Annotated in this window: 19 protein-coding genes; 11 read left to right on the forward strand and 8 right to left on the reverse strand. The window is 64.4% G+C overall.

The features are described from left to right. Positions 1-2: 2 nt before the first annotated feature. Complete coding sequence (locus NKI31_RS24695) at positions 3-179, reverse strand: hypothetical protein (protein ID WP_023692240.1); 177 nt, start codon at positions 177-179, stop codon at positions 3-5. Positions 180-356: 177 nt separating this feature from the next. Here NKI31_RS24695 and NKI31_RS24700 point away from each other — a divergent pair, with 177 nt between their 5' ends. The 6 genes from NKI31_RS24700 to NKI31_RS24725 are packed head-to-tail and all read left to right on the forward strand — an operon-like array spanning position 357 to position 5183. After that, a complete protein-coding gene (locus tag NKI31_RS24700) occupies positions 357-1028 on the forward strand; it encodes an amino acid ABC transporter permease (protein WP_023807549.1) in 672 nt (223 codons plus the stop codon). Continuing rightward, the gene (locus NKI31_RS24705; protein WP_023667866.1) at positions 1028-1699 is read left to right on the forward strand and encodes an amino acid ABC transporter permease; all 672 of its coding nucleotides are present in this window, start codon (positions 1028-1030) and stop codon (positions 1697-1699) included. Before NKI31_RS24700 ends, NKI31_RS24705 begins: the two co-directional genes overlap by 1 nt. Position 1700: 1 nt before the next feature. Then, entirely contained in the window at positions 1701-2435 is a 735-nt protein-coding gene (locus tag NKI31_RS24710; protein WP_352652785.1) for an amino acid ABC transporter ATP-binding protein, read from the forward strand. A 2-nt stretch (positions 2436-2437) separates the two neighbouring features. After that, positions 2438-3364 carry an isoaspartyl peptidase/L-asparaginase gene (locus tag NKI31_RS24715; RefSeq protein ID WP_352652786.1) on the forward strand — a complete coding sequence of 309 codons (927 nt, stop codon included), beginning with the start codon at positions 2438-2440 and terminating at the stop codon, positions 3362-3364. An 11-nt stretch (positions 3365-3375) separates the two neighbouring features. Then, positions 3376-4167: a transporter substrate-binding domain-containing protein gene (locus tag NKI31_RS24720; protein ID WP_352652787.1), complete on the forward strand. Its 792-nt coding sequence runs from the start codon at positions 3376-3378 to the stop codon at positions 4165-4167. Further along, complete coding sequence (locus NKI31_RS24725) at positions 4161-5183, forward strand: LacI family DNA-binding transcriptional regulator (protein ID WP_023804426.1); 1023 nt, start codon at positions 4161-4163, stop codon at positions 5181-5183. Before NKI31_RS24720 ends, NKI31_RS24725 begins: the two co-directional genes overlap by 7 nt. Before the next feature lie 81 nt (positions 5184-5264). On the opposite strand, the gene NKI31_RS24730 is transcribed toward NKI31_RS24725, so the two are convergent. From NKI31_RS24730 to NKI31_RS24755, 6 genes are read right to left on the reverse strand one after another with little or no spacing between them, the layout of a single operon-like run. Beyond that, the gene (locus tag NKI31_RS24730) at positions 5265-6524 is read right to left on the reverse strand and encodes an ABC transporter substrate-binding protein (protein WP_023692246.1); all 1260 of its coding nucleotides are present in this window, start codon (positions 6522-6524) and stop codon (positions 5265-5267) included. 36 nt (positions 6525-6560) lie between these two features. Then, positions 6561-6989, reverse strand: a complete 429-nt coding sequence (locus NKI31_RS24735) for a DUF4440 domain-containing protein (protein ID WP_023818578.1) — start codon at positions 6987-6989, stop codon at positions 6561-6563. Then, a complete protein-coding gene (locus NKI31_RS24740) occupies positions 6986-8041 on the reverse strand; it encodes an aldo/keto reductase (protein ID WP_352652788.1) in 1056 nt (351 codons plus the stop codon). Before NKI31_RS24740 ends, NKI31_RS24735 begins: the two co-directional genes overlap by 4 nt. After that, entirely contained in the window at positions 8038-8391 is a 354-nt protein-coding gene (locus NKI31_RS24745) for a TIGR04076 family protein (RefSeq protein ID WP_023682686.1), read from the reverse strand. The genes NKI31_RS24740 and NKI31_RS24745 overlap by 4 nt, the downstream gene beginning before the upstream one ends. Continuing rightward, entirely contained in the window at positions 8392-8880 is a 489-nt protein-coding gene (locus NKI31_RS24750; protein ID WP_352652789.1) for a DUF3830 family protein, read from the reverse strand. It lies immediately after the preceding gene. Position 8881: 1 nt separating this feature from the next. After that, positions 8882-9604 (reverse strand): GntR family transcriptional regulator, encoded by a 723-nt coding sequence (locus NKI31_RS24755; RefSeq protein ID WP_352652795.1) that lies wholly within the window; start codon positions 9602-9604, stop codon positions 8882-8884. Between the two features lie 124 nt (positions 9605-9728). Here NKI31_RS24755 and NKI31_RS24760 point away from each other — a divergent pair, with 124 nt between their 5' ends. The 5 genes from NKI31_RS24760 to NKI31_RS24780 are packed head-to-tail and all read left to right on the forward strand — an operon-like array spanning position 9729 to position 14452. Continuing rightward, a complete protein-coding gene (locus tag NKI31_RS24760; RefSeq protein ID WP_023682688.1) occupies positions 9729-10529 on the forward strand; it encodes an ABC transporter ATP-binding protein in 801 nt (266 codons plus the stop codon). Then, positions 10526-11275, forward strand: coding sequence for a branched-chain amino acid ABC transporter ATP-binding protein (locus NKI31_RS24765; RefSeq protein ID WP_352652790.1), 750 nt, complete (start codon positions 10526-10528; stop codon positions 11273-11275). The genes NKI31_RS24760 and NKI31_RS24765 overlap by 4 nt, the downstream gene beginning before the upstream one ends. After that, a complete protein-coding gene (locus NKI31_RS24770; RefSeq protein ID WP_352652791.1) occupies positions 11272-12180 on the forward strand; it encodes a branched-chain amino acid ABC transporter permease in 909 nt (302 codons plus the stop codon). Before NKI31_RS24765 ends, NKI31_RS24770 begins: the two co-directional genes overlap by 4 nt. Beyond that, positions 12177-13160 carry a branched-chain amino acid ABC transporter permease gene (locus tag NKI31_RS24775; protein ID WP_023830392.1) on the forward strand — a complete coding sequence of 328 codons (984 nt, stop codon included), beginning with the start codon at positions 12177-12179 and terminating at the stop codon, positions 13158-13160. Before NKI31_RS24770 ends, NKI31_RS24775 begins: the two co-directional genes overlap by 4 nt. After that, entirely contained in the window at positions 13157-14452 is a 1296-nt protein-coding gene (locus NKI31_RS24780) for an NAD(P)/FAD-dependent oxidoreductase (RefSeq protein WP_352652792.1), read from the forward strand. The genes NKI31_RS24775 and NKI31_RS24780 overlap by 4 nt, the downstream gene beginning before the upstream one ends. 132 nt (positions 14453-14584) lie before the next feature. On the opposite strand, the gene NKI31_RS24785 is transcribed toward NKI31_RS24780, so the two are convergent. Continuing rightward, positions 14585-17263: a nitrate reductase gene (locus NKI31_RS24785; RefSeq protein WP_352652796.1), complete on the reverse strand. Its 2679-nt coding sequence runs from the start codon at positions 17261-17263 to the stop codon at positions 14585-14587. Positions 17264-17414 lie beyond the last annotated feature (151 nt).

Here is a 17414-nt window from a genome sequence, read left to right on the forward strand (position 1 = left end):
CGTCAGAGCGCGTCGTAAACGGCATCAATCAACACCTTGCGGCGTGGATCGACGTCGTCGAAACCCAGCATGCGGTTGGTGACGTAGCCGAATCCGACACCGGCGCCGGGATCGGCAAAATCGAGGGCGCCGCCCCCAGCCGCCATGGCCGAGGGATTGCGGCGACGCGCGGCTGGCATAGGCGGCGTCCTCGAGCTGAAAGCCGGCGGCGAATTGCCGGCGCTTGAGACATAGCGCGCATGAGGCGAACCGGAATCATCGCAACGAATGCAAGCCACAGGCGGCAACCAGACCCTGCATCTTGACAGACGAGGCGAAAGCCAAAAGAGTGAAACCGGTTTCACTGGGGACCGCCGGTGCATTTCGATCTGTCCATTCTGCTCCCGCATCTGGGTTTTCTGGCGCGCGGCGCCGAACTTACGGCGGCGGCTTGCGCGCTGTCGCTGGTGGGAAGCGTCGTCATGGGCGCGTTGGTGGCGATCGCACGCACCTCCGCCTCGGCACTGCTTCGACGGATCGCCTTCGTCTACGTCGATCTCTTCCGCAATGTGCCGTTCATCGTCCAGCTGTTCTTCTTCTATTACGGCCTGCCCGAGCTCGGCATTTACATCGACGCCTTCACCACCGGCGTCGTGGCGCTTTCCATTGCCGGCGGCGCCTATGCCTCCGACATCATTCGAGCCGGCATCCTCGCCATCGACCAGGGCATCATCGACGCCGCTGAAGTGAGCGGCCTGTCCAGGCGCAAGGTCTTTACCCGCATCGTGCTGCCGATTGCGCTGCGCACCTCCGTGCGACCGCTCGGATCCGTGCTCATCAACATGATCCTTACGTCCTCGATCCTCTCGACCATCACGCTCAACGAGCTCACCGGCTCAGCCCAGATCGTCGTCTCGCAGACCTATCGGCCCTTCGAGGTCTATGTGGTGCTGCTCTGTGCCTATGCGGCCCTGACCTATCTGGTCTCGCTGGGCGTCACCCTGCTCCACCGCCATCTCAATCGGGACATGATGGAGGCGGTCGGCTGATGCGGTTCAGCGACTTCACCTCCTACGACCTGATCCTGCTGGCGCAAGGTCTCGGCACCAACATCGCGCTGTTTCTCGTCACCTCTCTGATCGGACTGCTGATTGGCCTGAGCTGGGCACTGGTGCGGTTCTACCGTGTGCCGGTTCTGGCCCAGGTCGTCACCTTCCTGTCGGAGCTGTTGAAGAACTCGCCGGTGTTGGTGCAGCTGTTCCTGGTGTTCTTCGGCCTGCCGGCCCTGCTGCATATAAGGGTGACGCCGGTCACCGCAGCGACCATCACTCTGTCGGCGAACACCGCGGCCTTCGTCTATGTCATCGCGGTCTCGGCGATCGAGTCGATCGAACGCGAGCAGGTCGAGGCCGCGCGTGTCTTCGGCCTGACCCGGTGGCAGGTCCTGCGCCATATCGTTTCGCCCCAGGCTGCCGCCTTCGCGGTCGGCCCGCTCGTCGCGCTGCTGGTCAACCAGCTTCAGGTGACGTCGCTGATTTCTGTCATCGGCGTCGTCGACCTGACCAAGATCGGCCACATCCTCAACATGCGCACCTTGAAGCCGTTCGTGGTCTGGACCGTCGTCGGGCTGCTCTACTATGGCGCGGCAAAGCTGGTCGCCCTGCTTGGCGAGCGTCTTGAAAACCGCCTGCGGGCGCACAGCGCCTGGCGGGGGCTTTAACATGCTCAAGATCGAAAACGTGCACAAAGCGTTCGGCGAGGTCACTGTGCTGGACGGCGTCGACCTGACGATCGCGCCCGGCGAAGTGGTCTCGATCCTCGGGTCGTCGGGGTCCGGCAAGTCGACACTGATCCGTTGCCTCAACGGCCTCGAAAAGCTGAAGTCGGGCCGCATCACGGTCGACGATTTCGATGTCAGCAAGCCGAAGGAGCTGGCCGAGGCGCGCAAGCGCTCAGGCACCGTCTTCCAGCTGTTCAACCTCTATCCGCATATGAGCGCGCTTCAGAACATTACGCTCGCCCCGATCGAGGTGCTGAAGATGCCGCGCCCTGAGGCCGAGGCGCTGGCGCGCAAGCTGCTCGAGTCCGTCGGCCTCGCCGATCGGGCCAACGCCTACCCGGCGCAGTTGTCGGGCGGGCAGCGCCAGCGTGTCGGCATCTGCCGGGCGCTCGCCATGCAGCCGCGCTATCTGCTGCTCGATGAAGTCACCAGCGCGCTCGACCCGGAAATGACTTCCGAGGTGCTGGCCATCCTGGCAAAGCTCGCCGCGCAAGGCACGACGATGCTGTTCGTCACCCACGAGATCGAATTCGCGCGCGAGATTTCCAACCGCATCGTCTTCCTCGACAAGGGCAGGCTGGTGGTCGATCTGCCGACGGATCGTTTCTTCGCCGCGGACGGCGGCCGGGCGCAGCCGCGGGTTGCGCAGTTTCTCTCCAGGATGCGCAAGGACTAGGAATGCTGCTGTTAGCCAACAACGAAGCATGGCCGGGATTCGAGACCTCGGTGCAAATGCTGCGCGATGGCGCCGTCAGCCTGGACGCGATGGTTGCCGGCATCGGCATGGTGGAGAAAGAGGTCAAGGTTCGAAGCGTCGGCTATGGCGGCTGGCCGAACATGCTGGGCGAGATGGAGTTCGACGCCGGCGTCATGGATGGCAATACACGAGAGGTCGGTTCAGTCGGCGCCGTGCCAAGGACCTTGGCGGTCGCTGCCCTGGCGCACCAGGTGATGAAGCGCCTGCCGCATGTGATGCTGACCGGCGAAGGGGCGCGGCGCTTTGCCAGCGAAATCGGTTTTGCCGAAGACGAAGTCTTGTTCGAGGACTCTAAGCGCGTCTGGTGGGAGCGGCTGCAACAGGAACTCACACCGCAACAGCTGGCGAAATTCCCCGATATCGATCTGGCGCCGCTCAGCCGTACTATCACCGATCCCGAGCGCGTCCGCGACACCACCGTCTTCCTGTCGGCGGATGCGCGGCGCGGCATCCATGCCGCGAGTTCGACCTCGGGCTGGGCGTGGAAATATCCGGGCCGGCTCGGCGATTCTCCCATTCCCGGCGCAGGCTTTTACGCCGACAGCCGCTATGGCGCGGCGGCGTGCACCCATACCGGCGAGATGACGATGCGCTGCGCCACCGCACGGACCGTCGTGCTGGCCATGAAGCTTGGCCGATCCCTGTCGGATGCGGTCGCGCTGGCGGTCGAGGAACTGGCTGAACTCGACACCGGCTTCCTGGCCGGAGTGGTCATCCACGCCGTCGACGCCGAGCAGAACCACGAGGTGGTGAATTTCAGATGCGAGGGCGAGGTCCGCTACTGGCTCTGGAAGGATTCCATGCCCGCACCCGAATTGCGGGCAGCAAAACGCGTCACTAGAAAATAAGGAGAGGAACCATGAAAACCGTAGTGCGTGCCTTCGCCGCGCTGGCCATCGTGGCCGGTTCGGCATTTCCAGCCCTTGCCGGCATGATTGACGACATCCGCTCACGCGGCACCATTCGCATCGGCGTATCGCTCGGCGGCGAGCCGATCGGCTTTCGGGATGCACAAAACAACCCTGTCGGCTACGATGTCGATGTCGCGACGCTGCTGGCGCAAAAGCTCGGCGTGCCGGTCGAGTTCGTCGACGTCTCGGGCGATGCGCGTATTTCCATGCTGGTGTCGGGACAGATCGATGTCGCGGTCGCAAACACCTCGGCAACGCTCGAGCGGGCCAAGACCGTCAACTTCACCATCCCCTACAACCGGGCCGGGCTGCGCGTCATCGTCCAGAAGGATGCCGGGATAACCGACCTCAAGGGGCTCGCCGGCAAGAAGGTTGTCGTCGGCCGCGGCACCACGGGCGAAACCTTCCTCAAGGCAGCCGTGCCGGACGCAGAGCTCGTTTATGTCGACCAGTTCGCGCCCGACGGGGTTCTGCAGCTGCAACAGAAGCGCGTCGATGCGGCGATCGAGGATTCCTCACTGCTCGATTACCTCGCAACCAAGACACCGAGCCTGGTGACGCTGCCTGGCCTCTATTCCAACGATCCGATCGGCATCGCGGTCGCCAAGGGCGATCCCGAATTCGTCCGCTGGCTCGACATGTTCGTGTCCGACTTCATCCAGTCGGGCACCTATGAGACGACCTACAAGAAGTGGTGGGGGCCGGACTCCAACCCGCCGGCGCTCAACCCGCTGTGGTGACACCCACTACCGGTAACCGATCGGCGCACACTCGAGGCGCCGTCGCAACGATCGCCGATGTCGCGCGGCTGGCAGGCGTGTCGCGTGCCGCGGCCAGCCGTGCGCTGTCGAGCGGACCGCGACCGGTCTCGGCGGACAAACGCGAACGTGTCGTGCAGGCCGCCGCGCAGCTCGGCTACAAACCCAATCTCCTGGCGCAAAGCCTGACCACCAAGACCGTCAATCTGGTTGCCGTCGTGGTCAACCACATTCACGACCTTTCAGATCTCGACCTGTTCGACCGGCTGCTCGACGCGATCCAGTCGATCGGCAAGCAGGTCATCCTCATCCGCATCGGCTCGGCGGAAGGGGTCGAGGATTTTCTGCGCAACGGCGTTGCCTATCATGTCGATGCCGCCGTGGTGTTCTCCGACTTTGCCGATGCAGCGACGGTGCGGCGCATGTTTCGCTCGGACCTGGTCATCATGCTGAACGGACTGCATGACGATCAGTCACCCACCGTCATTCCCGATGAAGGCGTCGGCATCGCCGAGGCCGTGGCGGATGCGGCGGCCAAGCGCGCGCGCACGGCCAGCCTGCTGACCGGCCGTTCGTCCTCGCGAGTCGAACAGCTGCGCATCGGCCACTACCTCGGAGCGTTCCGGCATCATGGAATTGAACTGCTGCAGACGGTCCAGGGAGACTATTCCTACGAGTCGGGCTATGCGGCAGCCGCCGGCCTGACGGGACGCGGCTGTCCAGATGCGGTCTTTTGTACGTCCGACGCGATGGCCATGGGTGTTCTGGATGTCTGCCGGGCGGATTTCCCCGACAACCGGCCCAGCCGCTTCCGCCTCTATGGCTTCGACAATGTGTCCCTGACCAATTTCGACGCCTACCCGATATCGTCAATCGGCTACGACAAATCAGACTATGTGGGTCATATCGTTGGCGCCCTCTCCAATCCGCAGGTCTTCATGCCCGGCCAGCCGCCTGTCGTTATATTGACCCGGCTGATTTCGCGCTTGACCGCGTAACTAGCGCCGATGTTGGACTGCTTGTCCGGCGTCGATCTCCCAGAGATCGAACGGAGATCGCGCCGGACAATGTACCGGCGCCTACTGCAATTTCGCCTGCAGCGCGTTGACGTCGTCGGTTGTCATTTCACCGTCGGTCGTCACCTTGCCGTCGACGATCTTCCACAGCCGGAACGGACCGGTGATGTCGCCATATTTGTCGAAGCTGACCGGACCGATGACGCCTTCATAGCGGATCGGCTTGCCGTCCTTGATCAGGCCGAGCGCCTTGGCGAACTCGTCCTTGCCGGCATAGATCGGTGTGCCGGCAGGATCGACCGCCTTGTACATGGCATCCTTGATCTTGGCTGGATCCTCGGAGCCGGCAATGGCAATGGCGAGACCGACAATGGCGCCGGCATCATAGGAACGGTCGGCTGCCGGGTTCGACGGTTCGATGCCCGAAAACTCCTTGTAGTTTTTCAGGAAATAGTCGGTGGATGCCGTCGGGCTGGTGCCGGAAGAGGTACCATAGGCATCCTTCAGATAATCGGCGCCGACGGATTCGATGAAGTCCGGGCTGTTCATGCCGTCATTGAGCAGGAATTTCTGCACGCCGCCCTGCGATATCCAGGTGCGGGCGACCGTTGCGCCGTCGACCGGCGTGCTGACGAGGTAGAGTCCGTCCGGCTCGCCTCCCATCGCCGCCGTCACTTCCGAGGCATAGCTCGACTGCTTTTCATTATAGGGCGTGTCGGAGACGATGGTGCCGCCGAGCGCTTTGTAGGCACGCGAGAATTCGGCCACCATGTTGACGCCGAAGTCGTTGTTGACATGGATGATCGACAGTTTCTTGAAGCCCTTGTCGATGGCGTATTTGGCGGCGGCCACGCCTTGCAGCGCATCCGACGTGATGGTGCGGAAGAAGATGCCGTTGGTCTTGCCGTCGCGGCCAAGGGCGGTCAGCGTCGGCGAGGACGAAGCCGGCGACACCTGCACGATCTTGGCCGGCCCGGTGACCGAGGTCAGGATCGGGATCGACACCGAGGAGATGATGCCGCCGATGATCACCGGCACCTTCTTGACCTGTACCAGCTGGGTCGCGGCATCGACCGCGATATTGCCCTGGCTCTGGCTGTCGCGCGTGTCGGTTGCGAGATCGCAGCCGCGTACGCCACCGGCTTCATTGATGTCGCGGAAGGCCATTTCGACGGACTTCGCGCCGGCCTGGCCGTATTCGCCGGCCGGACCGGTGAGCTCCATGACCAGGCCGACGGTGATCTTGCAGTCCGCTGCGTGTGCGGCGCCGGCCATCGTCACGAGAGCCAGTGCTGTGGTGATTTGAAGTATCGTCTTCTTCATTGCCGTTCCCCTTTTCTTGTTTGAACTTTTGCCTGTTCAGCCTTCCGGCGCCTGCAGCCAGGTCTCATGCAGATGCCGCCATTCGACGCCGTTTGGTGCCGATGAACTGGTGGTGAAGACCGCACTGGACTGCCGGCGACTGTGTTTGCCGGCGCGCAGTTGCGCCTCGATGTAGAAGATGACGATCGTGTCCGCGTCCTGCCAACCCGGCCTGATGTCCTCGATCGATATGGCAAAACCGTCGTCGCAAGTGGCGCGGCTTGTCCGGACATGATCTACGACCGCGTCGCGATCGAGGATCTGGCCATTCGGCGCCACCATGGTGAGGCTTTCGCCCATGACAGCCTCGAAGCGGCCGAACTCCACAGCGTCGGCTCGCGCGGCGACAAACCAGTCGACGAAGAAGCGATGCAGGTCGATGATTTCAGCGCTGGCACGCGAAAAAAGGGAAGGCTCTCCGCTCATTTCTTCCCCGCATTGAGGTTGTAATGCATGATCGAGCCGTGGCGGCCATGACGGTCGCGCTCCAGCGCGTAGACATCGCCCGCGAGGCCGGTGCCTTGTGCGATGGCGGCAGCAATCCGCGCGCGATCGTCGGCGTCGAGCGCGACGTCCATGATTTTCGTATTGGCCAGCGCATGTGCCTGGTTGCGCGCACCCACAATGACGGCCGCGACCTGCGGCTGCTCGAGCACCCATGCCGAGGCGATGGTGGCGATGTCGACGCCGTGGCGATCGCCGACCGCTTTCAGCGCCTTGAGCAGGGACTGGAACAGCTCCCAGCCGCCGAAGTCGTCGATGATCAGCTTGTATTTGACCAGCGAGCGGTTTTCGAGCGGCGTGGAGGGTTCGGCCACGCCAAGCCATTTGTCGCTGAGGAAGCCGCCCGCCACCGAGCCGTAGCAGAGGAAGCGGACACCGTTCTTAGCGGCAAGGTCCGCAAGGCTGTTTGCCGGCCGCTGGTCGAGCACTGAATATTGCAGTTGCTGGCTGACCAGCGGGATGCCCGCGGAGAGGATTTCGGCTAGCCTCGGCGTATCGAAATTGGTGGTGCCGAGATTGCGCACCTTGCCTTCCAGCCGAAGCTCGTCGAGCCAACCCATCGCCTCGACGTAACGAGGCTGGTCATAATCCCACCAGTGAAACTGCACAAGATCGATCCGCTCCGTCTTCAGCCTGCGAAGCGACTGATTGACGATGCCCCTGATGTAGTCGCGGCTGATGCTTGCCAGTCGTTCGAGGTCCGGCACCAGCTTGGTGTGCACCTTCATCCTGGCCGCAACATCGAGACCGCGCTCGCCGGCCAGCCGCAGGCGCGCGGCGCCGATCAGTTCCTCGACGCCGGTGTAGATGTCGGCGCAATCATAGGTCCAGATGCCGGCATCGAAGGTGGCGATGAGGTCGGTCACGGCCTGACTGCGGTCGATAGCGCCATGGCCGCCGGCCAGCTGCCAGCCGCCGCGGATGACGCGCGAGATCGTATAGCCGGGGCTGAGTTCGACGGTCCTGGCGCTCATCTTTTGTCGGTCTCCTTCGGCAGCGGCACAGCCGTGGTTTGGGCATGGCTGAACCGCCGCTTGGCCAGCCTGACGATCCGCAGCCGGCTGGCGCAATTGGGATCGGGACAGGCGATCTCGGCATCCGAGGTCATCCAGTCATTTGCATGCGTCGGGCGCTGCTTTGCCGCCAGGAGCGGCAACACGGCGGAGATCGAGTAAATCGAAAAACCCTGCCCCGCCGGCAGCGACAGCATTTCGCCCTTGAGTTCGAAATAGTCGCCGGCCCTGGCGCCGCAATAGACCGGCTTGCCCTCGGGGATGACCGCTTCGACGCGCAGATCGAAGAGTTCGAAACTGTCGTCGGCCATTCAGGCCTCCACCAGGCTGAAGGTGATGTCACAGGCGCCGTTGCGGCGGATGACGCCGCAGGCGGCGGCAAACTGATCGCGCTCTCCGGCAAGCACTTGCGCGACCACGCTGCCGGCCAGCCAGCCGATCGGGAACAGCAGCCGCGCCCCCTGCCCGTAGTACAGGCCGATATCGAAGATGGCATTGGGATTGCCGCCCCACACGCGTGGCGGCACATAGGACAGCACGATATCGCCGGGCTGCGGCGTCAGCGTTGCATTCTCCGGTGGCAAAGACTGGGCATAGGCCTGGCCGTGGAGATCGGCTGACGGAACCGGGCACGAGATTTCCGGTCCTGTCCACATCGCATGGATGCCTGGGATGATGCGTGGCTGCGCCAGATACGCCAGCAGGAAGGCGGCATTCTCCGGCGCCTTTTCGGGCAATAGCAGCGCCGTCACGGAAAGCTTCGAGCGTGGTTCTGTGATGCCGATGGCGGGCTTGGTCATGTCAATCCTTCGCCGATTGAAGTTTGTCGCGCAAGAAGGCGAAGGGGCGGCTGATGTCGGCCACCAGCGCCTCGCGCGCCGCTTGCGCATCCTGTTTGGCAAGTGCCGCGACAATCCGACGGTGATAGTGGGCGGTATCGACCTCGCCGGCCTCGGAGAAGGCATAGATGGCGACGCGGATGCAGGGTCCAGATTGAAGCCAGAGGCTTTCGATCATCGGGATCAGGACAGCCGAGCCGCAGCAGCGGTAGATCTCAAAATGGAAGCTCTGGTTGAGCGTCGCTTCGCGATCGATATCCTTCTTGTGCTTCAGGGCCCGGATCTCGTCCCACTCGCCCAGCATGGCTTCGATCGACGCGATCTGGCGCGGGCTCATGCGCCTGGCCGCAAGCGCGATCGCTTCGCCTTCGATGAGGGAGCGGGCACGCAGGAGGTCGTCGATGCGCTCCAGCGTGATCGGCGGCACGCGCACCGAGCGGTTGGGCAGCGCCTCCAGCGCCTTTTCCGTGATCAGCCGTCCAAGCGCTTCGCGTACCGGCATGGTCGAGGTGACCAGCGCATCGGCGAGACCGCGGATAGTCAGCACCTGGTTTGGCTCGAAAAGGCCACCGATCAGAGCACGGCGCAACTCGGAATAGACGCGATCCTGCACCGTCTCGCGGCCGACCGGCGTAAGCTGGGCTGCGATCGTCCCGTTGTTCTTGTCGATGGCAGCCTTCTGCATTACCGGCATTTGCCCCGTTTTCGGCTTGCGAATGAAATTAAAGCCGAATAGCGTGATCAACGCAAGTGTGATCACAAATCAAAAATCAGGAGGCGACAACGATCGTCTTCGGCCAGAGGGTTTGATGAGCGATGCAGCGGAGCGCCAACGGCAGGAGACCCGTGCGCCAGTTCTGACGGCACGAAACGTCGTCAGGCGTTTTGGCGGCCTTGTCGCCGTCAACGATGTCTCGTTTGATGTCAAAGCGGGCGAAATCCTCGGCCTGATCGGGCCGAATGGCGCCGGCAAGACGACGATGTTCGATCTGTTGGCGGGCAGCATATTGCCAACCAGCGGCGATATCCTGCTCAATGGCACGCGCGTCTCCGGCGAAGCCGCTCATCTGCGTATCGGCCGTGGTCTTGGCCGCACCTTCCAGATCCCGCGCCCCCTGCCCAATCTGACGCTGATCGAAAACATCATGCTGGCGGCGCAGGGCCAAGCCGGCGAAAAATTGCTCGCCAACTTCGTCACGCCGTGGCGAGTGGCGGCACAGGAAAGAGCAGCCAGGGCAAAGGCACTCGAGCTGCTGGAGCTCGTCTCGCTCGCTCGGCTGGCGCACGAACCGGCGCGCGTGCTTTCCGGGGGCCAACGCAAGCTGCTCGAACTCGCCCGCGTCATGATGGCCGATCCGGCGATCATCCTGCTCGACGAGCCGGCGGCCGGCGTCAACGCAACGCTGCTCGAGATCATCATCGACCGCATCCGCGACATCAACGCGCGCGGCATCACCTTTCTGCTGATCGAGCACAATATCGACATGGTGACGCGGCTCTGCCACCGCGTGCTGGTCATGGCGAGCGGCCAGTTGCTCAGCGAAGGCACTGCGGAAGAGGTCGCCCGCGACCCGCGCGTCATCGAGGCCTATCTCGGAGGTGCGGCATGAGCGAAACTGTCCTCAACGTCCGCAATCTCGAGGCCGGCTATGAGCCCGGCGTGCCGATTGTGCGCGGCGCCTCGATCACCGTCGGCAAGGGGGAGATCGTCGTCGTGCTCGGCCCCAACGGCGCCGGCAAGTCGAGCTTCATCAAGGCGATCGCCGGCCTTGTCCCGATCACCGGCGGCGCGGTGTTCCTGGACGGCAAGGACATAACCGCCGCGCCGGCCCACACCATGGTCCGGCTCGGCCTCGCCTTCGTACCGCAGACGGAGAACATCTTTCCGCTGATGTCGGTCGAGGACAATCTGAAAGTCGCCTGCGGCATCCTCGAGCGACGCGAAATCCCTGCCCGCATCGAGGAAATGTATGCGGCCTTCCCCGACCTCGTCCGCCAGCGCCGCACCGCCGCCGGCAATCTGTCGGGCGGACAACGGCAGATGCTTGCCGTCGCACGCGCCCTAATCGTCCATCCCAAGGTGCTGGTGCTCGACGAGCCGTCGGCCGGCCTGTCGCCGAAATTCGTATCGACGGTGTTCGAGATGCTGGCCGGCATCCGCAAGTCCGGCGTCACCATCCTGCTGGTCGAACAGAACGCCAAGGCAGCGCTTGCCATCGGCGACCGCGCCTATGTGCTGGTCGACGGCAAGGACCGGCACGAGGGCGTTGCTTCCGAACTGTGGAACGATCCTGTCGTCGCCGAACTCTATCTCGGCCAACGCCCGTCCCCCGTCGGCAAGGGAGGCGCGGCATGAGCCAGCAATTTGTCGTCGATGGGCTGCTGACCGGCTCGATGATCGGCCTTGGCGCCATCGGCGTGACGCTGACCTACTCGATCCTGCGCTTCTCGAACTTCGCCCATGGCGACTTCATGGCCTGGGGCACCTATGCGACGCTCGCCGTCGTCAGCGCCATCGGCGCGATGTTCGGCAAGGTGGCCCCCATTGGACCGCTGTCTTTCGGCTGGCCGCTGCTGGTTGCGCTGGTTGTCGGCATGACTTTCACCGCCCTGCTGGCGCTGTTGCTCGACAAGGTGCTGTTTTCGCGGCTGCGCTCGCAGGGGCAAGCCATCATCGTGGTGATGGCGAGCTTCGGCGCCTCGATGGCGCTGCGCAGCCTGCTCGAATTCACCTTCAGCTCACGCCCGACCTATTTCAGCCGGGCGATCCAGATCGCCATGCCGGTCGGCTTCGGCATCCGCATCACGCCCGATCAGATCGCGCTGCTGCTGCTGACCGCAGTGCTGGTGCTCGGCGTGCATCTGTTGATGACACGCACGCAGACCGGCCGCTCCATGCAGGCGCTGAGCCAAAATGCGGCCCTGGCCCTCATCGTCGGCATCGATGTTGCCTCCGTGGTGCGCGTCACCTGGATCATCGGCGGGGCGCTGGCCTGCGTGGCCGGCGTGATGATCGGCATTCTGGTGCAGATCCGCCCGTTCATGGGCTTCGACATGCTGCTACCGATGTTCGCAGCCGCCATCCTGGGCGGCATCGGCAGCATACCGGGCGCCGTGCTCGGCGGCCTGATCATTGGCCTTGCCGAAGCCGGTGCGGTGCAGCTGATCGGCGCCGAATGGCGCGCCGCAATCTCCTTCATCATCCTGATGGCGGTGCTGTTCGTGCGGCCGATCGGCCTGTTTGGTGTGAGGGAACGCTGATGGACCTGCTCGGCTACGGCGCCTTCTTCCTGACCACCGCACTGATCTTTTCGCTGGTCACACTGGGGCTCAATCTGCAGTGGGGGCTGACTGGCCTTTTCAATGTCGGCCTTGCCGGATTCGTCGCCATCGGCGCCTATACATCGGCGCTGCTCACGACCCCGGACGATGCCGCGCGCTTCGGCGGCTTCGGTCTGCCGATCCTGGCCGGCTGGGCGGGCGCCATGATCGTCGGCGGTATCGCCGCAGCAATTACCGGCATGGCCACGCTGCGTCTGCGATCAGACTACCTGGCGATCACCACCTTCGGCGTCGCCGTCGTCGTGCAGCTGGTCGCGCTCAACGCGCAAAAACTCACGGGCGGCCCGTTCGGCATCGGTTTCATCCCGCGCCCGTTCGGCGGCCTTGCCGAAACGCCGCTGTTGTTCAACCTGTCGAACCTCGCCGTCGTTTCGGCTGTGACGCTGATCGCCTATCTCGCTCTGGAGCACCTGTCGCGCAGCCCCTGGGGCCGCGTGCTCAAGGCGCTGCGCGAGGACGAGCGAGCGGCGATTTCGCTGGGCAAGAGCGCGCGCTTCTACCGCGTCCAGGCCTTTGCCGTCGGCGGCGCCATCATGGCGCTGGCCGGCGCTTTGCAGGCGCATTTCACCGGCTTCATCGCGCCCGATAACTATCTGCCGATCCTGACCTTCCAGGTCTGGGTGATGCTGATCGTCGGCGGCTCGGGCAGCAATGCCGGCGCCATTGCCGGCAGCATCCTGGTCTGGGCGATATGGGCGGGGTCGGGCACGCTGACCAGCGTGCTGTTTGCGCCCGAGCAGCAAGCACGCGCGGCCTCGCTGCAGATCGTCGCCATCGGCGTCATGCTGTGCGTCATCCTGCTGATCCGGCCGAACGGATTGTTCGGCGATCGGCCGCGCCGGCCGAAGCCCGGCAAACAGAAAAAGGCAGCGGCCAGCGAGAACGAGGCCGGACCATGAATGCCATGATCCGGCAAGACGTGCATGGCGTTTCACTCTGGCATGCCGTCAGCCGCAACCGCTGCGACCGGGGCACGCTGCAAGGCGGGCTCGACGTCGATCTCGCAATCGTTGGCGGCGGCTTTTCCGGCCTGTCGACGGCATTGCATGCCGCCGAGAAGGGGCTTTCGGTCGCGGTCCTTGAAGCCGAATTCCTTGCCTGGGGTGCGACCGGCCGGAATGCCGGCTTCGTCGTTCCGAACTTTGCCAAGCGGGATCCAGACGACATCATCGCCGAACTCGGACCCGAGCGCGGCGGGCGCCTGGTTGACTTCGCCGCCGGCAGCGCCGACCTGGTCTTCGGGCTGATCAAGCGGCACGGCATCGAATGCGACGCTGTGCAGAATGGTTGGATCCAGCCGGCGCATTCGTCCGCCGCGCTGGAAAAGACGCGATCGCGCGCCGAGCAATGGGCGGCGCGGGGCAGGCCGACCGTTGCGCTCGATGCCATGGCGGTCACGGAGCTCACCGGCATCGACGGCTATGCCGGCGGCTGGATGGACAGATCTGGCGGCGTCCTCAATCCGGTCGAGTATGCGCGCAGCCTGGCCGATGCCGCCGAAAAAGCCGGCGCGCGGATCTTCGAGCAGACGCGCGTCGCTTCCATTGACCGCGCTGCGGATGGCTGGACCTTGACGACCGCATCCGGCGCCGTGCGTGCGGGCAAGGTGGTGATCGCCACCAACGCCTATGGCGGGGCACTGAACCGGACACTGGCGCGGACCTATATCCCGCTGAAAGTCTTCCAGATCGCCACTGCGCCGCTGTCGCGGGCCATACGCGCGCGCCTGCTGCCCGGCGGCCAGGGCGTCGGCGACACCAGGCGCAACCTGTTCACGTGCCGCTTCGATGGCCAGAACCGGCTGATCAGCGGCGGCATGCATGTCGTCGGAGCCGGCGCTGAGACGCGCATGCCGCAAACGATCTGGCGACGGCTCGCCAGGCATCTCGATTTGCCTGACCTGCCGCCGCTTGCCTACAGCTGGACAGGCGTGGCGGCGGTGGTGCCGGATTTCCTGCCGCGTCTCATCGACCTCGGCCCGGGCCTGATCGCCGGCTTCGCCTGCAACGGTCGCGGCATCGCCATGACCACGGCAATGGGCAAAGTGCTGGCGGACTGGGCGAGCGGAACGGACGCCCGCGATCTGCCGCTCCCCTTCGCGCCGCCAGCGCCGATCCCGCTGCATAAGCTCGTGCGCTATGCACCGAATATGCTGCTCCCCTGGAGCATCCTGCGCGACCGGCTGGATTAGACAGCCAAGCCAGGTGATCCCCCCTGCCGGCGCGCTCATGGCGGCCCGAAAAGGACCGCCACCACCTTCCGCAATCGATGACCATGGTGGCCCAAGAGGATATCGTCAGATCCCCTCCCCAGCCAGCCGCATCTACTCCGCAGCCTGAACCCGATTGGCCTGGATGACCGCCCGGATCTCGGACCGGCAGGAGCCGCAATTTGTGCCGGCCTTCAGGGCGCCGCCTATGGCTTCGACTGTCGTGCACCCGGCCGCCACTGCCGCCACGATCTGGTTGACCCCGACGCTGAAACAGGAGCAGACGGTCGCGCCCGAATCGGGCCGATCGGCGCCGGCGCGACCGGCGACGATCCTGAAGCGTTCGCGCTGGCTGGTGTGAACTTCCTGGAGTTGCTGTGCCGCCCAACCCCGCGAAACCGCCACCGGTCCCGACGCGATAAACAAAGCCCCGGCGAGGTGCTGGTCGTCGAAGGCAGCAACACGATGCTGGCCGGTATCGCGGTCGTGATAGGCGAGCATGTCGGCTACGGGAACATCGAAAAGCGAACCAGCAAAACCAGCCCAGTCGATGTCGTCGCCAGCAAAGGCAAGCTCCACCCGCCAGCCGCCCTTGCATCTGGCCACGGCCCAGTAATCTGCTGCGACCGGCACCGGCTTTCGGCGCACCACAGCGAAGCCGAAGGCTCTCGCGGCGAACTTCTCGATGCGGGCGCCGACATGTTTCAGCGCGGGCTGGCCGGAAACCGGATCGGTCAGAGGCGCGGTCAGCGCATCGAGCCGGCCTTTTGCCGAAGACTGGTCAGTCCAGTGCATCGGCGCAAACACGCTGCCCCGGCGCTGGCGTGCCGTCACCAGCGCGCGCACCAGCACATCGCCGCGCGGGCTGGAGACGCGCACGATGTCGGCGTCGCCAATGCCGTGATGCGTGGCATCCGCCGGGTGGATCTCGACGAAGGGCTCGGCCATGTGCTGGGAGAGACGTGGGCTTTTCCCAGTGCGGGTCATCGTGTGCCAATGGTCGCGAACACGGCCGGTGTTCAGGATCAGCGGATAGTCCGGGCTGGTGCGTGTCTCGACGATGGGACGAATGGCGATGAAGCGGGCCTTGCGGTCGGGATTGTAGAAATTGCCGTTGGCGAAGAAGCGGGTGTTGGAAGGGTCAAGTCCCGCTTGAACACCCCCCTCTGTCCTGCCGGACATCTCCCCCGCAAGGGGGGAGATTGGCAGCTTTGACGCCGGCATATCTTCTGCATCGTTGGTAATTGGCGAAGGCCGAGGCGACGGCTGATCTCCCCCCTTGCGGGGGAGATGGCCGGCAGGCCAGAGGGGGGTGGCTGGGCTCGGCGCCGGCCATTGGAAAGGCTCAAGCGCTGCATAGGCCTCCTTATCAACACCAGCATAAGCGCCAATATCAAAATCCCGTGCGCCGTCATTCTCGAACCCGGACAGCGCGGCGTGTCCGGCGAAGATTTCCGCTGGCGACGAATAGGAAAACGCCTCGTCAAACCCCATCCGCCGCGCCACTTCCGAAACGATCCACCAATCCGGCAGCGCCTCACCGGGTGCCGGCAGGAAGGCGCGCTGGCGCGAGATGCGGCGCTCTGAATTGGTCACGGTGCCGTCCTTCTCGCCCCATGCGGCGGCAGGCAGCCGCACATGAGCGTGGCGCACGGTGTCCGTGCTCGCCAGCACGTCCGACACCACGACGAACGGGCAAGCCTTGATCGCTGCCTCGACGGCATCGGCGTCCGGCATCGAATCGACCGGGTTGGTGGCCATGATCCACAATGCCTTGATGCGGCCAGCGGCGATCGCCTGAAACATCTCGACCGCCTTCAGACCGGGCTTTGAGGCGACGGCCGGCGCATTCCAGAAACGCTGCACGCGGTCGCGGTGCTCGGGGTTTTCGATCTCCATATGGGCGGCAAGCATATTGGCCATGCCGCCGACCTCGCGGCCGCCCATGGCGTTGGGCTGGCCGGTCACTGAAAACGGCCCTGCCCCAGGTTTGCCGATGCGGCCGGTGGCGAGATGGCAGTTGATGATAGCGTTGACCTTGTCAGTGCCCGAAGACGACTGGTTCACGCCTTGGCTGTAGACCGTCACTGTCTTTGCGGTGGTGGCAAACAGGCTATAGAAGCGGGCAAGCTCCTCTTCGCTCAAGCCGGTGGCGGCGGCAACGCCGGCAAGATCGAGTTTCGAGGCAGCGAAGAGCGCTTGCCCGAAGCCGGTCGTGTGGGCGGTGATGTAAGCGCGGTCGAGTGCGTTGTGCTGGCCGAGCCAGGCGAGCAGACCAGTGAACAAAGCAACGTCGCCATCCGGCGCGATCGCCAGGTGAATGTCGGCGATATCAGCGGTCATGGTGCGGCGAGGGTCGACCAGCACGACCTTCATCTCCGGTCGTTTTTCCCGGGCCGCCGCGATGCGCTGGAAGAGCACGGGATGGCACCAGGCGAGATTGGAGCCGACCAGCACGATCAGGTCGGCGAGCTCGAGATCCTCGTAGGTGCCGGGCACGGTGTCGGAGCCGAAGGCGCGGCGGTGGCCGGCAACCGAGGAGGCCATGCATAGCCGCGAATTGGTGTCGATGTTGGCCGAGCCGATGAAGCCCTTCATCAGCTTGTTGGCGACATAATAGTCTTCGGTCAGCAACTGGCCGGAGACATAGAAGGCGACGGAGTCCGGACCGTGCTCGGCGATGGTTTGCGAAAAGGTCGAAGCGATGAGATCGAGCGCTTCGTCCCAGCCGGCACGGCGACCGTGGATTTCGGGGTAGAGCAGCCTGCCATCGAGGTCGATGGTTTCGCCCAGGGCCGAGCCCTTGGAGCAGAGCCGGCCGAAGTTCGCTGGATGGTCGGGGTGGGGGGGGGGGGGGGGGCGGCGGGGGCCCCCGGGGCGGCCGGGGCCCGCGGGGGTTGGCGAAACGACACAAGAAAGAAGAAGACAGGGGGGGGCGGGAGGG

The sequence above is a fragment of the Mesorhizobium sp. M0659 genome, from assembly GCF_040320605.1.
Classification (GTDB): domain Bacteria; phylum Pseudomonadota; class Alphaproteobacteria; order Rhizobiales; family Rhizobiaceae; genus Mesorhizobium.

Excerpts from the sequence above, each read along its gene's own strand:
- NKI31_RS24710 (WP_352652785.1), top strand. The coding sequence starts at position 1,701 with ATGCTCAAGATCGAAAACGTGCACAAAGCGTTCGGCGAGGTCACTGTG.
- NKI31_RS24750 (WP_352652789.1), bottom strand. The coding sequence starts at position 8,880 with ATGACCAAGCCCGCCATCGGCATCACAGAACCACGCTCGAAGCTTTCC.
- NKI31_RS24780 (WP_352652792.1), top strand. The coding sequence starts at position 13,157 with ATGAATGCCATGATCCGGCAAGACGTGCATGGCGTTTCACTCTGGCAT.
- NKI31_RS24695 (WP_023692240.1), bottom strand. The coding sequence starts at position 179 with ATGCCAGCCGCGCGTCGCCGCAATCCCTCGGCCATGGCGGCTGGGGGC.
- NKI31_RS24770 (WP_352652791.1), top strand. The coding sequence starts at position 11,272 with ATGAGCCAGCAATTTGTCGTCGATGGGCTGCTGACCGGCTCGATGATC.
- NKI31_RS24755 (WP_352652795.1), bottom strand. The coding sequence starts at position 9,604 with ATGCAGAAGGCTGCCATCGACAAGAACAACGGGACGATCGCAGCCCAG.
- NKI31_RS24740 (WP_352652788.1), bottom strand. The coding sequence starts at position 8,041 with ATGAGCGCCAGGACCGTCGAACTCAGCCCCGGCTATACGATCTCGCGC.
- NKI31_RS24765 (WP_352652790.1), top strand. The coding sequence starts at position 10,526 with ATGAGCGAAACTGTCCTCAACGTCCGCAATCTCGAGGCCGGCTATGAG.
- NKI31_RS24735 (WP_023818578.1), bottom strand. The coding sequence starts at position 6,989 with ATGAGCGGAGAGCCTTCCCTTTTTTCGCGTGCCAGCGCTGAAATCATC.
- NKI31_RS24720 (WP_352652787.1), top strand. The coding sequence starts at position 3,376 with ATGAAAACCGTAGTGCGTGCCTTCGCCGCGCTGGCCATCGTGGCCGGT.
- NKI31_RS24715 (WP_352652786.1), top strand. The coding sequence starts at position 2,438 with ATGCTGCTGTTAGCCAACAACGAAGCATGGCCGGGATTCGAGACCTCG.
- NKI31_RS24705 (WP_023667866.1), top strand. The coding sequence starts at position 1,028 with ATGCGGTTCAGCGACTTCACCTCCTACGACCTGATCCTGCTGGCGCAA.
- NKI31_RS24730 (WP_023692246.1), bottom strand. The coding sequence starts at position 6,524 with ATGAAGAAGACGATACTTCAAATCACCACAGCACTGGCTCTCGTGACG.
- NKI31_RS24745 (WP_023682686.1), bottom strand. The coding sequence starts at position 8,391 with ATGGCCGACGACAGTTTCGAACTCTTCGATCTGCGCGTCGAAGCGGTC.
- NKI31_RS24760 (WP_023682688.1), top strand. The coding sequence starts at position 9,729 with ATGAGCGATGCAGCGGAGCGCCAACGGCAGGAGACCCGTGCGCCAGTT.